Source organism: Chryseobacterium sp. FR048 (assembly GCF_056844665.1).
In genome coordinates this window covers 852,041-870,626 of record NZ_JBXDSE010000001.1, presented here as the reverse complement: position 1 = coordinate 870,626, position 18,586 = coordinate 852,041, and the positions used below count along the sequence as shown (strand labels likewise).

Genomic DNA, 18,586 nt, shown 5'->3' with positions numbered 1-18,586 from the left:
GCAATTGCTAAAATACAAATTTACATCCTCCCAACTTTCAAATTTTTAGAGAAAACTTGATAATGAGGTTCTACTTTTCTCTCCAATTTACTATTTGAAACGCCAAACCCTGCCTTTCAAAGCCAAACCCTACAACATTATTAAAGGCATTTGCTGCTACCTCTAATTTTAGGATTTAAGTAAAATTCTAAACAAAATAAGTATGGATGTACAGCAAAAAGACCTGTCGTATTTCAGATTACGACTGCAAGAATTATTAAACAGCAGCTTTCCCGAAAAGGCACACGACCAAAAATTTATCGACCAACGGTCTTCGTGGGCTGCCAATGCTTATGAGGGTGCTTTCCGTTCGGGAAACGCCGTTGAGCAATGCGACGAAATAGCCAACTATATACTTTTTGAGGGCTTACACTTTTCCAAGTTCGACACGGTTTTTAAAGTGGTATGCAATGAGTTTGATACCATAATGGCTGACGAGGAACTGCGACCGTTCGCCCTGAAAATGTTTCCCATTTGTGAGCCTGTTTTCGCAGGATATGAACTAACCGATGATTTCGCCTACGGGTATGAGTTTGATTTACTCTATACCGAACTGACCGGAACCATCTCAATATGGATTGAGGAAAATGGGCTTCAGTAAGCGGTTCCATCTCCAACAGAATATTGATGCCCTGCGAATTGTTTTTAAACTGGAAAAGGAGAAACGGCAAGCCACCGTAGGCGAAAGACTGCTAATGATGCGATACAGCGGATTTGGCGGTCTTAAATTCGTTTTGAACCCCGTAGCCAACGAAATAGACATCAATCATTGGAGAAAAACAGAACACGACCTTTTTCCACCCACGCAGGAACTCCACCAACTACTCAAAGAAAATTCCGAAGACGATAAGCAATACCACAGGTATGTGGATAGTATGAAAAGTTCCGTACTGACGGCTTTTTATACCCCGCCAAAGGTTATAGATGCCATTTCATCTGCCTTGCGAGATAATGGTCTGCACATTGATAAATTCCTTGAACCCTCCGCAGGTATCGGCTCATTCATTCAATCCTTTTCGGAAAATCAGAAAGCCAGTGTTACCGCTTATGAAAAGGACTTGCTTACAGGCAAGATTTTAAAGCAGCTTTACCCCGAAAGCAATATCCGTATAAATGGCTTTGAAGAAATCCCCGAAAAGGAACAAAACAGCTATGATGTAATCGCCAGTAACATCCCGTTCGGCGATACTTCCGTATTTGATTTGTCCTTTTCCCGAAGCAGGGACGATGCCAAAGTACAGGCTGCCCGAAGCATACACAATTACTTTTTTCTGAAAGGTGCTGATATGCTCCGTGAGGGCGGTTTGTTGGTTTACATTACTTCACAGGGCATCCTCAACAGCCCTAAGAACGAACCCATACGCAGGGCGTTAATGCAGGATAATAATTTGGTTTCGGTTGTAAGATTGCCTAACAACCTGTTTACCGAATATGCAGGTACGGAAGTGGGCAGCGACCTTATTATCCTGCAAAAAAATACGGCAAAAGAAAATCTGACCGACAGGGAAGATCTGTTTTGCCAAAGCAAGCCACCCGCATCATTAGATTTTGCGACTGGCTTTAATTCCCTGTCGTACTGGCAACATCCCGGTAGCTTTGCATACACATCATCCGGTGCTAAAAACTTTTCGCTGTCGTAACCTGCCAAAGCGATACGTTTCAATATTTCATCCTGATTGGTCTTATTACCGTCATAAGTGAGCGTAGCCATTTTAGTGTCTTTATTCCATTCTACACTGGCTACCTTGTTCACGTTGCCTGCTTTTTCGATAGTGGCTTTACACATACCGCAATACAAATAGGTGGTAAGATTATTTATAAGGAAAGCGATATAATGAGCATTTTGGAGCAGAATTATTTTTCACACAAAACAGTTTTACTTTAACCTTTTTGTATTATATGCTGTCAAAAAGGAACGATTTTAGTATCTTTGCCCTCGAAAATATAGAAAAAACTTAAAGTGTTTTTGCTTTAAGTCCCACATTGAAAACTGGTAATTTTTAGACAACGGGACAAATAAGTAGGAACGCTCACGTCATAGGCGTGGGCGCTCGCTTATTCGTTGTCGGGCATACCAGTGCCTCAATGTGCGGTAAGTGTAGTTGCCTGCGCTTTCTTTTTTGTGCAGGGTTACATCAACTTAAAAAAGGTATGATATGGAAACTGGTACAGCACAACAAAGAATTACTCTTGCCTTTATCAATGATAACAGTCCGATTTTGGATTTGAACTGCGACAACCTCGTTGCTTCAGGGCTTGAAGTATTATTTCGTTCGGAAAACATTGAAGACGGATTATCTCAATTATCAGCATTAAAAGAGCTTCCCAAAGTTTGCATTATCGACCTTGATTTTTACAACAAGAATGTGCTTGTGCAGCTTCAAAAATTAAGAACGCAATATCCAACCATTAAGCTGATTGCCCATAGTGATATTGATACAGAAAAAACAGTAAAATCTCTTTTAGAGATTGGTTTTGCAGGTTATCTGCTTATTGGTAGCGATGCAGATGATTTTAGAAAAGCCATTGAAGTAGCGACCAAGTAACTATTAGCAATCATTTTCGTATCCGAATTTCAATGATAAATTTTATTAAATTTCATATATAATATCATCAATATTCTTTTTCATGTAAGTTTGTGCGTTTTACGATCTACCAGGATTAAGCATTAGAGATAATAATTATAAAATACAAGGTCAATGAAAAAATAGGAGGTATCTGTGACAATATGCTGCTGTCTTGCCACAAAAGCAAACCCCTTTCCAAGTTCCATTAGAAACTGCTGGAGATGAGAGATAAGAATAGATTCTATTTGAATTTCCGTTTGAGAGTTATCGGACGGAAGCTCTAAAAACTCAAAAATGTAGGGGTCTTTAAGAAAGTGTGAAGTTTCTCTACTGTCATTTTTCGGAAATTTCAGCAATCTTCCAAGGTATTGACTATCAATATTTCGTTGCAAAGTCCATGTATTCCAGTTCCCTTCGATATAATGGAGCATATACTGTACCCTGTGATCAAGGCTTTCAATTCGCTGATTATTCTGTAATGAGTCCAGCTTAATTCGGTATGCACTGCGTTCCAAATTGGAAATGAACTGAAGAAAGCCTTCATATTGTTGAGATTCCGTTCATTAAATCCTTTTCCAAATTCCAGAGTCAGCTGATTGGCGATGTTTTTAAGTGTAGACTTTCCATATTGGGCACGACTTTGCCCATTTTGTTACTCTTCAATAATCAGCTTACCAATTTCCCAATACATCTTGAGTACTATTGCATTAGTATTTCTGTAAACTGCAGATTTTGCATCAATAATAATTTGTGCAATCGAATTGTATAAAGTCTTACTGGAGTTTTGAGGTTTTTCTGCCATTTTTCAAAGATACAAAACTTGTTTTTTCAATACCATATTAATTAATGGACTCTTTTAGACTTTATGAAAACTTTTTTTGGCATTCAAGTTTTTCCAATAGTGTAAATACTGTTTGCCCAAATCATACGATATCTGTAAAATGTTGACCCCTGCGTAAAAATTACCCATTGTCTTTCTTTTGACCTGACTACTATTTACCCATCTTATTGCAGCACATGTACAAAAAAAGATCAGGTACATTCTGATCTTAAATAACCCAGCCAAAAATTGAGACCTACGTAAAAATTGCCCATGTTTTCATTTTACCTGAGTAAAATTTACCCACCATATTGTAGTACTTGCATAAAATAGTATCAGGTAGTATTCTTACCTGAGTAAAATAGATACAGGGTACTGTATTTTCCTGCGCCAATATTTCTTTCTTTCAACAGCAAAAATGCGCAAATAAAATCAATTGATTGATTATTAGTATTTTATTGATTTGAGTAGATGCTTTTCAGAGCTTTGAAAAATGGTTGCGCCTTAACAGGCAAGATGTGTCTTTGTATATACAAACTTTTCAAGTTGTATGATCCAAAGACGATCTTGCCTTTTTTGCAAAAAGGGGAAAAAACTTCGGAACTCGTTTTTTTTTATTTTGGGAAAATCAGGTACAATCATCCAGAATAGCCCAGTACATTCTTTTTTAATCTCCAGATCTTCCAGATAAGTCCAGCGTGTTCTTTTTTAGCCCACGCCCCATGAATACTATTGCTTTCAGTGTTTTTATGCCCCAATTTTGCAAAAGAAATTTTAATCAAAACAAAATGAAAACACTGATTTATTTTTCTGTCATTTTTTTAAGGGACAATATTACCCCTTACTTACCAAGAAGCGAAGAGCTATTTTTTTGATAAAATCTCGACTATTTATTTACCATAGGAAAAACTAGAAATGGAAAAAGATGGAAAAGAAGACCTAATTATCATAAGAATCCAAAAATCCAGAAAAGAAAACTGGAAAAGGATCTGCTCAAAAAAGCAAATTTCCCTAACTAGCCTGATTACCCATTCGGTAGAGAACAGAATTCTGAATGATGAAAGGCGAAAGGTAATGGCTTTCATTGAAAAACAGGATAATATTTTTATCAAGATAGAAACCAATATTAACCAGATTGCAAGAATCGTAAATGTACAAAAGTTTATTTCTGAAGAGGCATTGAAAGATTTCCTGGATAAGCTTTCTGAAATTGAAAAATTGAAGAGAGAGCAGAATATGATCTTTTCCAAAATCTATTCAATGCTTGCAAGATGATTGTGAAGATCATGGAACCTGCGGGATCAGGTTTTCCCGGAGTGCAGTATAATGACAAAAAAGTAGAGAAAGGGTCGGGAGAACTGATGCTGATGAAAAATTTTCCTTCTTCCATTAACGAAAACAGTAGCCAGCAGGATGTTCGGGACTATTTGAAATCTGTTTCAAATAATGAAAGGGTAAAGAAGCCTCAGTTTCATGCTGCTATTTCCACGAAGTTTCAAGAGCATACGAAAGACGAGCTCACGAGTATTGCAGAAAATTTTATGAATGAGCTGGGATACGGGCAGCAGCCTTATATAGCGGTATTCCATAATGATACTGAAAATAACCACATACACATTATTTCAACCCGTGTAGACAAGCAAACGGATAAGAAAATTAATGACAGTTATGAAAAGCTTAAAGCCCAGAAAGCATTAAGCCAGGTTATGGAAAAGCTGTATGGGGTAAACTCGCAGGAGCAAATAGGAAAATTACTAGGTTACCGATATGGTTCTCTTAAGCAATTGGAACTGCTTTTGGAAAGAAACGGATTTAAGCTTATCCAAAACAAGAATGATGAGAATGCTCTGGATATTTTGAAAAACGGAGTTCGGGAAAAAACAATTAATACTGCCGAACTAAACTTAAGTAATCATAAAAATGATTCCAGAGCGAAGCAGCTTAAGGCGATTTTCTCAAAATACAAAGAACTGTACTCGTGCAAAGTGTTTAAGATTGAAGACCATAGAGCACAAGAGGCTATGTTACCGGAGGAAAAGCTAAAAACAAAAACGCTCCCTAAAATTGAATTTGAGAGTGAGCTTCAGAAAAAATTGAGAGATGTCTTTGGGGTTGATATTGTATTTCATATTTCTAATAAAGAAAAATCAGCTGTCGATCTTAAACCTTTCGGATATAGCTTGATTGACCATAAGACAGGATCGGTGTATAAAGGAAGCGATATTTTGAAAATGAATGAGCTGTTTGAATTTACTGCTGAAACCATAGATAAAAAACTTTTTGAAGGGCTAAAGGATTATAATATAGCTGATGAAGCTTCTAAAGAGGTCCTGATAGCATATTTAAAGCGCCAGAATCCTAATGGTGTACCAGAAGATTTTATGCTTTTTGAAACTAAGAAAAGTAAGAATAGAGAAGTGTTTGGCTCTATTAGGAGGGATGTAAAGCAGTATGTTAAAACACAGAGTCCAAAAGATGTTCATATTATAAAATCCAAGGACGATAAATATTATGCTATTCACTCAAAATTACATTATGTAGGAGAGCTGGAACAGTTAATAGGAGAGAGGGGTTATCAAAGGTTTTTAAATCCAGATCTACACCAGCAGCAGGTTTCGGTAAGTCAAAATGAAAAGCTTACAAAGGAGCTGAGTAAAAGTATTAATGATTTGATTTTTCAATTCAGTAAATCTTCAGGAGGATCTGGAAAAGATCCTGCGGAGGAGGAACTTAAGAAAAGACGTAAAAAGAAAAATCGATAAGCCGGCCGGCCGAGGTTCGGCTTCCAATAAAAAATAAACCAGCAACAGACAACCATACTATGATTATCACGTTCGCAACCCAAAAGGGGGGAGCGGGGAAAACCACGCTTGCCTTAGCATTTGCCAATTATCTAACCATTGTATCTGAAAGAAAGATCAATGTGTTTGATTTTGATTATCAGAAGTCCTTCTTTAATAAATGGAAAGAAGATGAATCTTTAGAGCTGCCCAAGCTGTATGATGTGGAAGTTATAGGAAATGATGATGAAGAGCAGCCTTTTGCAGATTTAGAAAAAATTATTGATTTAAAGGAGAGTAAAGAAATCTACCTGTTTGATCTGGCGGGTACACTCGATCAAAAATACAGTGATCTACTCATTTACAGCGATTTCATCATTATTCCTTTTGAATATTCTGATGTATCGGTAAAATCTACCCTGGTATTTAAAAACCTACTGGGACTTCTTGAAAGTGAGGCAGAGCGGATCTTTATCCGTTCCAAATATGACAAAGGCTATAAATATCTCAACCAAAAGGAAATGGATATAGAAATTTCAAAATACGGAACCCTGATTGAAAGCCCTGTGTATAAGAGAAACTGTCTACAGACCATTGATACCCGAAAGCTGACTTATGAACAAAAATATGCTATAAAAAAGCCATTCAATGAAATCATAGACCAGATTAATGAAGCACTACAAATTACTCTTTAAGGCTAGTCATTTAGTAAAAACAAAATCAAAAATAAGAAATGATAAAGTATTCACTAATTCTATTGGGACTTTATTTCCTGTACTATGCCGGAAATATCCTGTATGATCTGTTTTTAAGGAAAGAGAAAATCATACATGTAGATTTAACTGAGGAATTTTCACTTGGTGATTTTTCCAAGACTCGGGACCAGATTCCGACTTCCATCGGAATTGAAGATGTTGAAAACATCCGAACTCCCCAATCTTTTTTGAAAAGGGAACTTAACCTTCCAACACAATCCTCCAGTGAAGAGCAACCGGATTTGGAAGACTTAAGGAAAAGATTTGAAGCTGAACAGGATATTGATGATATGCCTTTACCAGCAAAAAACAACAGCGCTCCGGCAGTAGAAGAAAGAAATCAGCCAGATCACGCCAACCCATCTCAGCCTGTATCTAATATGTCAGATCAGGATTCTAAGAGCGAAAAAAAGGAGAAAACTAAATCCCACTGGAAAGAGCTCCTGAATTTATCGGAGACAACTGTTCAAATGGTCGCTAACTACGATGGACAGAAAGTCTACCACTCTATAATTTAAGCAAAAAACACTTCAAAAATTACCCTGTATGATCCTTAACCCATGAGGATAGCATACCCCTTATGCCCAATTCTAAGCATAAAATCTAATTCTGATAATAAAATTTAATCATTATGAATCACAAATTTAAATGCCATCAAGTGGTAAAAAAGTTATTGACAGCCTGTGTAATTCTTCTCGCTATCACTCCTGCATTTGCTCAGGGAGGAGCAACGGCTATATCAAATGCAGCCAGTGATATTAAGGACTATTGGGACCCTATTAAACTGATTTTAAAAGCCGTGGGCGGATTAGTAGGCTTTATTGGAGGTCTTAGAGTATATAACAAATGGACCAATGGAGACCAGGATGTGAACAAAGAAATCCTTGGTTATGGCGGAGCGATGATCTTTCTAATTGTAGTACCGGAATTCGTAACCTCATTCTTTGCATAAGTCATGGGATTCTACCTATACAAGGGGCTGAAAAAGCCTCTTGTATTCTTCGGGCTCAAAGGCAAATATATTTTTTATGCCGTGGGTGTTATCGGAGGCGGGGTCATTGCAGCTCTCATATTGTCCAAGTTCGGACTATTAGGCTCTTTACTGGGGCTTTTAGCGACCGGAGGCGGTGTTTATCTGATCTTCAGAAGACAGGACAAATACGGACTGTACGATAAGACTAAAAATAGTAATCAAATTTTCATTTTTCCAAAAAGGATAAACAATAAAAAGCTTTTACAGAAAGGTGAAGGTATGTCCAATAAAGAATAAATAATGTTATATGAAAACAAAAAAACAAGCATTTACTATTCCTTTCATCGGCTGTGACTATGGGGAAAATTATGATTGGGGTTTTGATGTTCTGTTCGGGCAGTATGGAAATCCAATTATAGGGATCAGGCTTAGAAATATGGTGGAGCAGTACTCAGCAGATCCGGATCATTATCTCCATTTCCATACGGTTTTGAATCAGGTAGTATCCATTATCGGAGAAGGAAGAATTGTTCAAAAGCTTGATATTTTCGCCAAAAAAAGATACACAGCTGAGAAATCCAATCAGTTTTTGCAACAGAAATACTCCGAGCATTTTGAGGGGAGACTTTTCAAAACCATTGATACAGTTTTACTGTTTACAGATATTATTAATGATAAAATAAAGAAAAACGGCCGGTCAGCGACCGGTGGCAATATAACAGAAAAGAGCTATAAAGAACTCCGGGACAAATGCCAGAAGGTGTTTATGCTTTTAAAACAAAATAACTGTGAGCCGGAGTTCTTATTTGAAAAAGACTTTGAGTATTACCTGTCCGGAGTTTTATCCATGCAGCTTAGAGATACTCCGACTTATGATAATATTAAAAGTACTGAGGAGTATTTGCAAATAGGAAGCAGGTTTGTTAAGAATATTTCTTATGTCGATGTTGAAAAGATTGATTTACCCTCTGAAATAGAACCATATTCTCTATTGGGAGGTAATGGGGCAGCCGGAGAAACGGCAGTAGATAATTTCACTTTTATAGGTGAGCTGGAAGATTACGAAACGATTATCTACAACCAGGTCATTACCATTCCACATCAGGCACAGCAGCAAAGGGAACTTGATAAAAAGAAGAAAAAGCACGAAGGTGCTGCTAACAATTCTCCTTCCAATGCCATTATTGCTGAGGAGATTCAGACGCTGCTTCATAATATCGCTATAGACGGTCAGTTAGTAGTCAATGCCCATTTTTCCATTTTGTTTTCAGCGCCTACGCTGGAAAAAATGGAAAATATCCAGTCTATGATTGAGAACAAGCTATTCACCAAAGGAATTATTGTTTCGAAGAATGCCTACAATCAGCTTGAGCTTTTCAGGGCCGCCCTTCCGGGCAATGCTACAGAGCTTAGGGAATATGATCTGTTTATGACGACAAGCGAAGCTGCGCTTTGTTTTTTTTTTAAAGAAAGCTACCCTTTGAATGAAGAAAGCAGCTTCTACCTAAGATTTACCGACAGACAGGGAGTCCCTATAAAAGTTGATCCTGCGGATTCACCGATGAAAATCGGAAGAATCAATAACCGGAATAAGTTTGTGCTGGGACCCAGCGGATCAGGCAAGAGCTTTTTAATGAATAATATCGTAGAGCAGTATCTTACTTATAATTATGATGTTGTGATCGTGGATACAGGAGATTCCTACTCGGGAACATGTATGTACAAAGGTGGGCGATATATTCAGTATACAGAAGAAAAGCCAATTACGATGAATCCTTTTCTGATGGATAAGAAAGAATTCAATATTGAAAAAATAGAGTTTTTGACTAATCTGATCTTTCTCATCTGGCAAGGACCGGATGCTATGATGACCTCTGCACAGAAATCCATATTGGACAATGTACTGATGTCCTATTATCATACTTATTTCAATTCCGGAACAGAATGGTATAAGCATAAAAGCTCTGAAGAATTAATGCTCTACTTAAGTAAATATAATATTCATGAAGAAGATATTCTTGCAGACTATGAGGAAGAAATGTCGGATAGACATAGTTATTATGATGTACTGGGAATAGCTTTCGATGCTGATTCTGATGAAGTTAAAGAAGCCTTTAGAAAATTGGCGATTGAATATCATCCGGATAAAAACGTGAATAATCCTGATTATGACAGTGAAAAATTCTATAAAGTCTATGAGGCTTATGAAATTTTGAGTAGTGAAGAAAAGCGCAGGGCTTATAATGAAACCCTACTGATGATCATTCAGGCTAATGAAATTATAAAAAAGCCCAACGATCCGAAGGAGTGGAATGAATCTTTTAAAAAGACTCTCATTAAAAAGATTAAGGAACTGGAAGAGAAGCTTAATACAGGAGAACTTTCCTTCAATGGATTTTATGAGTACTGCGACAAATTTCTGCCTCTTTACCTTGGGAATAAAAAGCACAGAATAACGGAAAGAGAATTTAATTTAAGGACCTTCCTGTTTGTTCTAAGGGATTTTTACAAAGGCGGAAGATATGAAACTACACTCAATGAAAGTGCTGACAATACACTATTTGATGAGCCTTTTATTGTTTTCGAAATTGATAATGTGAAAGATAATCCCAAGCTTTTCCCCATTGTAACACTTATCATCATGGATACTTTCATCCAGAAAATGAGACTCAGAAAAGATCGTCGTAAAGCCCTTATAATCGAAGAAGCATGGAAGGCGATTGCATCAAAATTAATGGGTGGATATATTTTATATCTCTATAAGACAGTAAGGAAATTCTGGGGTGAAGCTGTGGTGGTAACCCAGGAACTGGATGATATTATCGGAAATGCTGTTGTAAAAGACAGTATTATCAATAATTCCGATACGTTTATCCTTCTGGATCAGACCAAATTCAAGGACAATTTTGATCGTATAGCGGCTTTATTATCCTTAAATAAAGTAGAGCAGAATAAGATTTTCACGATCAACAACTTAAATAATAAGCATGGACGAAGCCGTTTCAAGGAATTTTATCTGAAACGAGGTTCTAAAGGAGAAGTATATGGTAACGAGGTATCTCTCGAGCAGTATTTAACCTATACTACGGAAAAACCTGAAAAATCGGCTGTTGAATATTATGTACAAAAGTATGGGAACTATGATAAAGCTCTGGAAATTTTTGTAGACCAGGTGAAGAACTTCGGGGATGAAATGGGAAGTATGGTCTCTTTAGTAAATCTGTATAAAAGACCTTTAGATCAGAAGGTTCTTAGGTTCTATCATGAGCTTAAGAACAGGAAGGAGAATGCCGGTAAAAATATCTTCAAAATCATTTCTCAGGAATTAGAAGATTATAACATCAGTTTTTCGGAATTAGTCAACAGAGAAGTCTATGAATATGAAAAAGTTTAGTTTATTTTTTTTAGGATTCGGAAGCTTACTATATGCCCAAAATACCTATATAGATCCTACGGTAACAGCAGCGATGATCCTGTATTCAGAAAACCTGAAAGCCAAACAGAATGAAGTCATAGAGGAAACTTCCAAGCTGAAGGATGCACAAATGTGGGTAGGAACCCAGATGGTGGCAGCTAATGATATTCAGAACAGAATACTCAAAGGTTTAAAAGAAGTTTCCGGAACCTTACAAAATGGACTTCAGGTAAAAGAAATTTATTCAGAACTAAATAAGTGTTATAAATATTCTTCTGATGTGGTTCAACTAGCTTCTGCACATCCACAGTACGCCATTTTTGGAACTAAAGCGTCCCAAAAAACGTATGAGCAAAGTTTGAAAATCGTAACAGATGTATCGGATATTCTTTCTTCGGGAGAGCTCAACCTTGCTACGGCAGGTGATCGCTATAAAATTCTGCATAATATTTCGGGAAATGTAAAAAGTCTAAAGCTGTGGCTTCTGGCCATAAAACTGAGACTTGAAAAGGCTAATAGACTGGGGTTTTGGAATTCCATTAATCCTTTTGCGGGATACATCAATACGGATAAGGCTATTGTTGAAGACATTATGAACCGATACAAACGCAATTTTTAAATTTTTTGTATGAACTCGAGAAATAAGTTTCACCGACTTTATGGGCTCAAAAAAAAGATTTTTCTACGCCTCTTTATTCCGGTAGTTTATGTGGTATTAACTTCTTCAGGAGGGGGTTCCACCCCTGCCTGGCAGAAAGAAAATGTTTCCTTTCCGATGATGAATATAGAGATCAATGCCACGATGAAAGAGCATGACAGGCAAAAGGAAATGCGAAAGAATCAGGCTCTGAATGCTGGTATTGAGACCACCAACAGAAGCGAGTGGAATAGCTTTAAGGATAAGGTTACTAAGGTACAGGATAGGCTCAGGATTGTTTCATTTGCTCTGCAGGCCATTCCAACCGGAGTAGCGATGAGCAGGGAGGTTAAGAAAATTACTCAAAATCAGGCTTCCATTATTGATGAATTGAGTACAGCACCTTATTCCATTATAACGGTTTTACCTTCCGGAGTGCAGTATGTGGATGATCTGCAAATGGTGACCCGCCTGATTACAGGAATTATCCTCTCTTACGGAGCGATCAACCAAATGGAAAAATCGGAGCGTAAAATTTTATTGGACTATGCTTTAGGAGAGGTGAAAACCCTTAGCAGGAATTCTACCCACATGCTTTTAAAAATACGTGACATTAAAGCCAAAGTTCTAAGGAATAAGAGAGCCTTCCAATATTATGTCAACAGGGATAGGCAGGTTGTGGAAAATATCATGAAGAATATCAAATCCTTTTAATAAGAAATGAAAAAAATAGTAACCTTCGGAATTATAGTGTTTTCTGCGGTTTACGTAAAAAGCCAGCAGATAGTGATTAATGACAAGCTGTTATCCCAGATTACCGTCAATCACGGCGTTCGTTTAGGAAGTGAGCAGGTGTTTTTAGATTCTTATGAAAAGCAAAATGAGCTCTATAATGAGATTAAAAATAAGACTGCACAAGTAATTGCCATTCAGGAGTATATCTATCAGCAGCTGAAAAATGTTAATTCAGCCCTTACCCAGAGTAAAAAGCTCATCTATCTCTATCAGTATGTGGGAAAAATCGTAAGCAATTCTAACAGAATGCTGGATTTATCGATACAACATCCTGAATATGCGGTTTTAGTTTCAAAATATTATAGCGCAATAGGAGAACAGGTACTAAAGCTTCAGCAGGAAGTATCGGCGGATATATTAAATGAAAACAAAGACTTTTTGATGGATGCTATGGATCGGGAAATGCTTTTGGAAAAGGTATTTACAAGGGCTAGAAACATCAATGGTAATATTCTCTATATCATTTTACGCTTAGAGAATGCCAAGAAGATCCCTTATCTCTATCAGGTCCCTGTCCTCAGGAACTATATCAATGTCGACAGAGCGATTGTAGGAGATATTATTCAAAAATATAAATACATATTTAATTAAACGATGAAATATCAATTCAGAAAATTAATAGGCTTTTCATTCTTGTTTATAACTATGGGTGTTTTTGCACAAGTGAGTGTAAAGCGCCTGAATGATCCTGCCATTGTTGCCCAACATAAAAGAATGGTTTTTGAAAGCTGGGGAGACTGGCGACCCTATCCCAAATATTTTTTAGGGATTCAAACCAATTTTGCTTACGCCACGGTATGGGGGATGTGGGCTCCAAATATCAATAGAGATTATAAGGATGGAGAGGACATAAGACCATTAAAGCCTACAGGAGTGCAGAATCAGCGATTTGCTCAATTGAAATATGAGGAAGAAGAGGCTAAAAAAATAAAGGCAGCTTCCGATACCATTTACAAAAGGAGCGTTCAGGATTTTGCCCATTGGACGAGTGTTACTGTAGATGCTGATCCGTTATGGCTCTTGTATTACAAGCGGATGTTAAAGCCAATCACAGAATTTCCTGATACGCCACAAAATTTTATGGAATGGCGGCTGAAAAATCAGGAGGCTTATGAAACACTTCATACTACAGGAACACTCAAAAGACTTCAGGAGGAGCTTGATCTCATTAAAGAGAAATACGCTATGTCCCGATCTATGGATATGCCAAGGGGAAAACGCTTTATAATGTACCACGAAACACTCTTACGGTGGAGGAAATTTGTACAGGAATTAAGAAAGCAAAATAACAAGACGACCCTTCTTCTGGATTATAAAAATATTTTGAAAGATCATTCTCCTTCTGCATTGCCTTCGGGTTGGACTTCGGCATCAGATAAGCAGCGTGCCGAGCGTATAATGCAACAATACAAACATCGATATTAAATATGAATAAAAAGCTAACCTTATTTTGTTGTTTACTGGCAATAGTACTACCAGTAATGGGCTTTGCCCAAACAGACAGTGATTATGGTAATTTACTTCAGTTTTTAAAAGGTGATGGTGCTTTTGAGAAATGGTTTATGGAGGTATTTACAAAGCTCGATACCAGTGTTCAGGATAGTGCAAATGATGCTGCACTGGTTGGAAAGGCCATAGGCGGATTAGGTGCTTTGATGTATCTGGGGTATATGGGATGGCAAATGGCTGCGGGAGACAGAGAATGGGAAATTATGCCTATGCTAAAACCTGTTTTGATTGGATTTACCCTGATCTACTGGACAGGATTCGTGAATTTGATTCAAGCTCCCTTTGAAGCGATTGCAGAACCGGGAGTCGCCATTTTTAGTGATATAGAATCAGAGGTCAATGATTTAAGAGTAGAAAGGTTCAAGAAGCAACAACAGTTATTGGATGCCGTCATAAAGCTCAAAGCCAGTGAAGATGCCAAGCAGGAGGTTATTGAGAATACGGGTAAAGATGCAGATGACTCCTGGTTTGATATTAGTGACGGATTAGATAAACTTATCCAGCCTATTAAAGAATGGCAAATCAGAATGCAATTCCAGATGCAAAAATTAGTAGCTGAAGTCATTGAATTTATTTGCCTCTCCATTCTTCGGATTTGTGTCTATCTTATTTTCTTTATTCAGAAGATTTGGGCTTATATACTCATTATTTTGGGGCCTATTGCTGTGGGAATGGCTCTTGTTCCGGGATTTGAAAACTCTCTGTACAGCTGGGTTTCTAAATTCATCAACATCAATCTGTACACTTTCGTTGCTTATACCATTATCAATATAGGTCAGCAACTCATTGCTTCCGGTTATACTATGGAAATAGACCGCTACAATACACTTTTAACAGATGGTACTGTTACCAATTTAGATGCTCTAATGGTCTACATTAATAATTCAGGAATGATCTATAATCAGCTTTTTACATGTGTTGCTTATATCGTTACAGGCATAGGTGTTTTAATGACTCCTACAATTGCTGATACGATTGTAACGGCTGGAGGAGCAGGAGTAATGACCAAAATGAAGAATGCCGCTGGTAAAATGGCAAGTACTGTAAAAACGGCAATACTAGCAGCCAAAACAGGAGGTGTAGCGGCTGCAAAATCTGCTGCGGCAGGCTCTGCATCCGGCAGAGTAAACAGAGCCATGAAAAATGGAAAATAAATAAAATACTTAGTGTCTAATTTCTAATTCCTAAAATAAAAATGCTTATCAAAAATATTGAACAAAGAATAAAGATTAACAAGATTGTTTCTCTGGCGAGTATTGCTTTTGCTGTTTTTATTGTTATCGGTGGTTTTTTCTTTGCTTACAGAATCATTGAAGATTCCAGAAAATCCATTTACATATTGGATAATGGCGTTCCGGTTTTGGCCAAGCAAACCGATGTTTTGCTCAACAGACCTGTTGAATATAAAGCTCAGATTGAACTTTTTCACAGATTATTTTTCACGTTGGCTCCTGACGATACCTATATCAAGGACAATATTCAGAAATCCCTTTATCTGATTGATGACAGTGGAAAGAAAGAATACACCAACTTAAGAGAAAAAGGTTTCTATAACCAGATTATAGCTTCGAGTTCAATGGTTAGTATCCATACGGATTCGATAACCCTAAATCCGGAGCAAAAGAAATTCGTTTTTTTCGGAAAACAGATGATTACCAGGAAGTCATCCATTATTACCCGAAAATTAATCACAGAGGGTTTCTTTGAAGATCTCATTCGCAGTCCTAACAACCCGCATGGTGTGATCCTCAGAAACTGGCGTATCATCGATAATGAAGACATTTCTAATCAATCTAAAAATTCGTATTAGCCATGAACTCTTTATTTAAACAAACAAGGCGGAAATGCTTGGACTGGATAGTCCATCATCCTAAAAAGTTTTTTACCTATTCGATGATTTTTCTCTCAGTGTCCTTTGTAGGTTCTCTGATTCAAGGCATTTTCTTTCCCTTGGGGACGGTATTTAAAATTAAATCTCCCACTCTTTATTCCAAAAGTCAGATGCCCCAGAATCCTAATGTAAACAATGAAAAAGAGATGAAAAAGATTGTGGAAGAGCTTAAAATTTTAAAAGTGAAAAGGTACGAGAGACAACTGCAAAAACAGGACAGCTTGAGGATTGAATATTTGTTTAACCAATATCAGCAATTAAAAAATGACCGGTAGCACCGGGGGGCAATTTATCTAAAAATCGAAACTCAATGAAAAAACTGAATTTTAAGGAAAAAAAATATGTGCTGCCTCTTTTGGCTTTGCCATTCCTGCTTCTTTTTGCTTATGTGGGAGCAGGGTTTACCCAAAAGGAGCCGCCTACGGATAAACCCAAAGAGCTTTCTCTTTCCCTTGGTGAGTCTAAGGATTCTATTATGAGTAAAAATGATGCTTATGATGCATTTTTCAAAAAAGAGGATAACAGAACAATGCTGGAAGGGCTTGACAAAGAGAAGGATAGTTTATTACACTATGAAGACCAATTATCATTAGCTCAAAAAAGAAAAATAGATTCACTTAAAACCCTATCCAAAAGACAAAACGAATACGGGTCCAAGGGAAATTCATCCTCTTACTATAATCCCAAACAAGAGCAAAATAACGACAGAGACTATAAAAGGTCTTCGGAGATTATCCGAATGCTGAACAATAAATCATATGGGAGAGGGGAAAGCAGTAGTCCTATGGAAAGTCCAGGAACAAAACCTCGAAATAATGAGAAGGCTCCTGATCCGGCTAAATATCTGAAACAACAGATGCTGGTGATGGATTCTTTAGAAAAATCAAGAGATCCTGAATACCAAAATAAACTCATGGCTGAAGAAAAGCTGAAAGCCAGTAAGGAAAAGCTTGAAGAATTCCTTAATTCAACATTCAATGTCAGCAAATCAGGGATCAACAGTGAGTTTAATGCTTTTTATAGAGAGAGGGAAAATAGTTTTATCAAAGCGGTCATTGACGAAAATAACAAAGGTTATTTAGGAAGCAGAATCCGGCTGAGGCTATTAGAGGACATTTTCGTGGGAACTAAAAGATTAGAGAAAGGCTCTATACTGTATGGACAAATCTCTGGATTCTCGATGCAAAGGGTGAATCTTACTATAGTTTCTGCATTCATTAAAGGAGAAATCTATCCTGTCAACTTGTCTATATACGATGTCGATGGAATGAAAGGACTATATGTTCCGGAGAGCGTTTTTCGGGATATGATCCGGGAAATGGGAAGTAACTCCGTACAGGGAACGCAGATGGATATGGGAGGACAGGGATTTTTCACCAGTATAGGCTCCAAGTTATTCACCTCCACTTCAAAGTCCATTGCCAATCTGATTAAAACCAATAAAGCCAAGTTAAAATATGGCTCACAGGTATTTCTGATAGATGAAAAACAAATGAAAGACTCACAAAACCAACAAAAAAAATAAACAGATGAAAGCTCTATTATATACGTTACTTATTTTCATAGCTCAATTTTTTACTGCACAGACCGCTACAAAGCAGCAGGCTATTTCGGATTTACCGGAAATAGACATTACTGAAGGAATCAGCCTTCATCTAATTTCTCCGGAACCCATCCAATATGTTGATCTCTCAACTCAGCAGCTGACTGGTGATTTACCATTGAGCCATATTGCCAGGGTCAAAATTACAGATAAGTCTAATGTGAGCGATAAAGAGGGAAATAAAAACCTATCTGAACACAGCAACGGAGATCAAATTGGCATTATCACGGTAGTAGCACAGTCATTTATTGCCCAATATAAAGCAGTTTACAAGAATTCTGAAACCAGGAGTACTGTTACCAATGTCCATATTCAACCAGAGGCAATGCAGCCTATAGAGTTTAATAAAATGGTGTTTTCCAATTTCGAGCTTAGAAAATTTGCACTGAATATTATTCAGACAAAATCAGAAAAAGATCCGATTCGGCAAGAGAAAAACCTTAGACTCAGTGTTCAGCTCAATAATGTCTATGTCATGAGTGATTACATTTTCTTGGATATGACATTTAAAAACAATTCCAACTTAAGCTATGACATTGAAGCTTTGAAATTTTCTGTAGAGGATAAGCAGATTCATAAGGCTACCAATAATCAGAGCATTGAAATGACCCCGATTTTTCAGTTGAATGCTCAAAAATATTTTAGGAAAAATTTCAGGAATATTTATGTGTTCAAAAAATTTACTTACCCGAATTCTAAAGTGATGATAATTCGTATGATAGAAGAGCAGCTTTCCGGAAGAACTCTGGAAATGAAGATCAACTACTCGGATATTTTAAAGGCCGATACTTTTTAATTATCA

The 18,586-nt window shown here is 37.2% G+C and carries 21 protein-coding genes and 2 pseudogenes; 19 read left to right on the top strand and 4 right to left on the bottom strand.

Features of this window, described 5'->3' with window-relative positions; genetic code table 11:
* Positions 1–202 precede the first annotated feature (202 nt).
* Complete coding sequence (locus tag AC106K_RS03885) at positions 203–640, top strand: DUF1896 domain-containing protein (protein ID WP_024563768.1); 438 nt, start codon at positions 203–205, stop codon at positions 638–640.
* Complete coding sequence (locus tag AC106K_RS03880) at positions 627–1,679, top strand: SAM-dependent methyltransferase (RefSeq protein ID WP_024563767.1); 1,053 nt, start codon at positions 627–629, stop codon at positions 1,677–1,679. The genes AC106K_RS03885 and AC106K_RS03880 overlap by 14 nt, the downstream gene beginning before the upstream one ends.
* Here the strand turns inward: AC106K_RS03880 and AC106K_RS03875 are convergent.
* Positions 1,598–1,897: pseudogene (locus AC106K_RS03875) on the bottom strand (heavy-metal-associated domain-containing protein); the annotation flags it as partial. The gene AC106K_RS03880 and the pseudogene AC106K_RS03875 sit on opposite strands and share 82 nt — an antisense overlap.
* A gap of 298 nt (positions 1,898–2,195) precedes the next feature.
* Between AC106K_RS03875 and AC106K_RS03870 the strand changes: the two are divergent.
* Positions 2,196–2,585, top strand: a complete 390-nt coding sequence (locus AC106K_RS03870; RefSeq protein WP_024563766.1) for a response regulator — start codon at positions 2,196–2,198, stop codon at positions 2,583–2,585.
* 122 nt (positions 2,586–2,707) lie between these two features.
* On the opposite strand, the gene AC106K_RS03865 is transcribed toward AC106K_RS03870, so the two are convergent.
* The 3 genes and pseudogenes from AC106K_RS03865 to AC106K_RS03855 form a co-directional block, all read right to left on the bottom strand.
* Complete coding sequence (locus tag AC106K_RS03865) at positions 2,708–3,121, bottom strand: PDDEXK nuclease domain-containing protein (RefSeq protein ID WP_051354964.1); 414 nt, start codon at positions 3,119–3,121, stop codon at positions 2,708–2,710.
* Positions 3,121–3,198, bottom strand: a pseudogene (locus AC106K_RS03860) (DUF1016 N-terminal domain-containing protein); the annotation flags it as partial. The gene AC106K_RS03865 and the pseudogene AC106K_RS03860, both read right to left, overlap by 1 nt.
* 60 nt (positions 3,199–3,258) lie before the next feature.
* Positions 3,259–3,408 carry a DUF1016 N-terminal domain-containing protein gene (locus tag AC106K_RS03855; RefSeq protein WP_139173984.1) on the bottom strand — a complete coding sequence of 50 codons (150 nt, stop codon included), beginning with the start codon at positions 3,406–3,408 and terminating at the stop codon, positions 3,259–3,261.
* A 933-nt stretch (positions 3,409–4,341) separates the two neighbouring features.
* Between AC106K_RS03855 and mobC the strand changes: the two genes are divergently transcribed.
* From mobC to AC106K_RS03775, 16 genes are all read left to right on the top strand, one after another.
* Entirely contained in the window at positions 4,342–4,701 is a 360-nt protein-coding gene (mobC, locus tag AC106K_RS03850) for a plasmid mobilization relaxosome protein MobC (protein ID WP_024566520.1), read from the top strand.
* A complete protein-coding gene (locus AC106K_RS03845) occupies positions 4,698–6,188 on the top strand; it encodes a relaxase/mobilization nuclease domain-containing protein (protein ID WP_024566853.1) in 1,491 nt (496 codons plus the stop codon). Before mobC ends, AC106K_RS03845 begins: the two co-directional genes overlap by 4 nt.
* A gap of 59 nt (positions 6,189–6,247) precedes the next feature.
* On the top strand, positions 6,248–6,901 hold the full coding sequence (locus tag AC106K_RS03840; protein WP_024566473.1) for a ParA family protein: 654 nt from the start codon (positions 6,248–6,250) through the stop codon (positions 6,899–6,901).
* Between the two features lie 38 nt (positions 6,902–6,939).
* Entirely contained in the window at positions 6,940–7,479 is a 540-nt protein-coding gene (locus AC106K_RS03835; RefSeq protein ID WP_024566558.1) for a hypothetical protein, read from the top strand.
* A gap of 113 nt (positions 7,480–7,592) precedes the next feature.
* Positions 7,593–7,913, top strand: a complete 321-nt coding sequence (locus AC106K_RS03830) for a DUF4134 domain-containing protein (RefSeq protein WP_029728815.1) — start codon at positions 7,593–7,595, stop codon at positions 7,911–7,913.
* 3 nt (positions 7,914–7,916) lie between these two features.
* The gene (locus AC106K_RS03825; RefSeq protein ID WP_024566442.1) at positions 7,917–8,231 is read left to right on the top strand and encodes a DUF4133 domain-containing protein; all 315 of its coding nucleotides are present in this window, start codon (positions 7,917–7,919) and stop codon (positions 8,229–8,231) included.
* A 10-nt stretch (positions 8,232–8,241) separates the two neighbouring features.
* Complete coding sequence (locus AC106K_RS03820) at positions 8,242–11,328, top strand: TraG family conjugative transposon ATPase (RefSeq protein WP_024566441.1); 3,087 nt, start codon at positions 8,242–8,244, stop codon at positions 11,326–11,328.
* On the top strand, positions 11,315–11,968 hold the full coding sequence (locus AC106K_RS03815) for a hypothetical protein (protein ID WP_024566503.1): 654 nt from the start codon (positions 11,315–11,317) through the stop codon (positions 11,966–11,968). The genes AC106K_RS03820 and AC106K_RS03815 overlap by 14 nt, the downstream gene beginning before the upstream one ends.
* Before the next feature lie 9 nt (positions 11,969–11,977).
* A complete protein-coding gene (locus AC106K_RS03810; RefSeq protein WP_024566502.1) occupies positions 11,978–12,700 on the top strand; it encodes a hypothetical protein in 723 nt (240 codons plus the stop codon).
* Between the two features lie 6 nt (positions 12,701–12,706).
* The gene (locus AC106K_RS03805) at positions 12,707–13,372 is read left to right on the top strand and encodes a hypothetical protein (RefSeq protein WP_024566854.1); all 666 of its coding nucleotides are present in this window, start codon (positions 12,707–12,709) and stop codon (positions 13,370–13,372) included.
* A gap of 3 nt (positions 13,373–13,375) precedes the next feature.
* Positions 13,376–14,206 carry a hypothetical protein gene (locus AC106K_RS03800; protein ID WP_024566855.1) on the top strand — a complete coding sequence of 277 codons (831 nt, stop codon included), beginning with the start codon at positions 13,376–13,378 and terminating at the stop codon, positions 14,204–14,206.
* 2 nt (positions 14,207–14,208) lie between these two features.
* Positions 14,209–15,444: a TraJ family protein gene (locus tag AC106K_RS03795; RefSeq protein ID WP_024566432.1), complete on the top strand. Its 1,236-nt coding sequence runs from the start codon at positions 14,209–14,211 to the stop codon at positions 15,442–15,444.
* Positions 15,445–15,485: 41 nt separating this feature from the next.
* On the top strand, positions 15,486–16,100 hold the full coding sequence (gene traK, locus AC106K_RS03790) for a conjugative transposon protein TraK (protein WP_024566422.1): 615 nt from the start codon (positions 15,486–15,488) through the stop codon (positions 16,098–16,100).
* Between the two features lie 2 nt (positions 16,101–16,102).
* The gene (locus AC106K_RS03785) at positions 16,103–16,456 is read left to right on the top strand and encodes a hypothetical protein (protein WP_024566431.1); all 354 of its coding nucleotides are present in this window, start codon (positions 16,103–16,105) and stop codon (positions 16,454–16,456) included.
* Between the two features lie 35 nt (positions 16,457–16,491).
* Positions 16,492–17,706: a conjugative transposon protein TraM gene (gene traM, locus AC106K_RS03780; protein WP_024566430.1), complete on the top strand. Its 1,215-nt coding sequence runs from the start codon at positions 16,492–16,494 to the stop codon at positions 17,704–17,706.
* A 4-nt stretch (positions 17,707–17,710) separates the two neighbouring features.
* Entirely contained in the window at positions 17,711–18,580 is an 870-nt protein-coding gene (locus AC106K_RS03775; RefSeq protein ID WP_024566429.1) for a DUF4138 domain-containing protein, read from the top strand.
* The last annotated feature ends 6 nt before the right edge of the window (positions 18,581–18,586 follow it).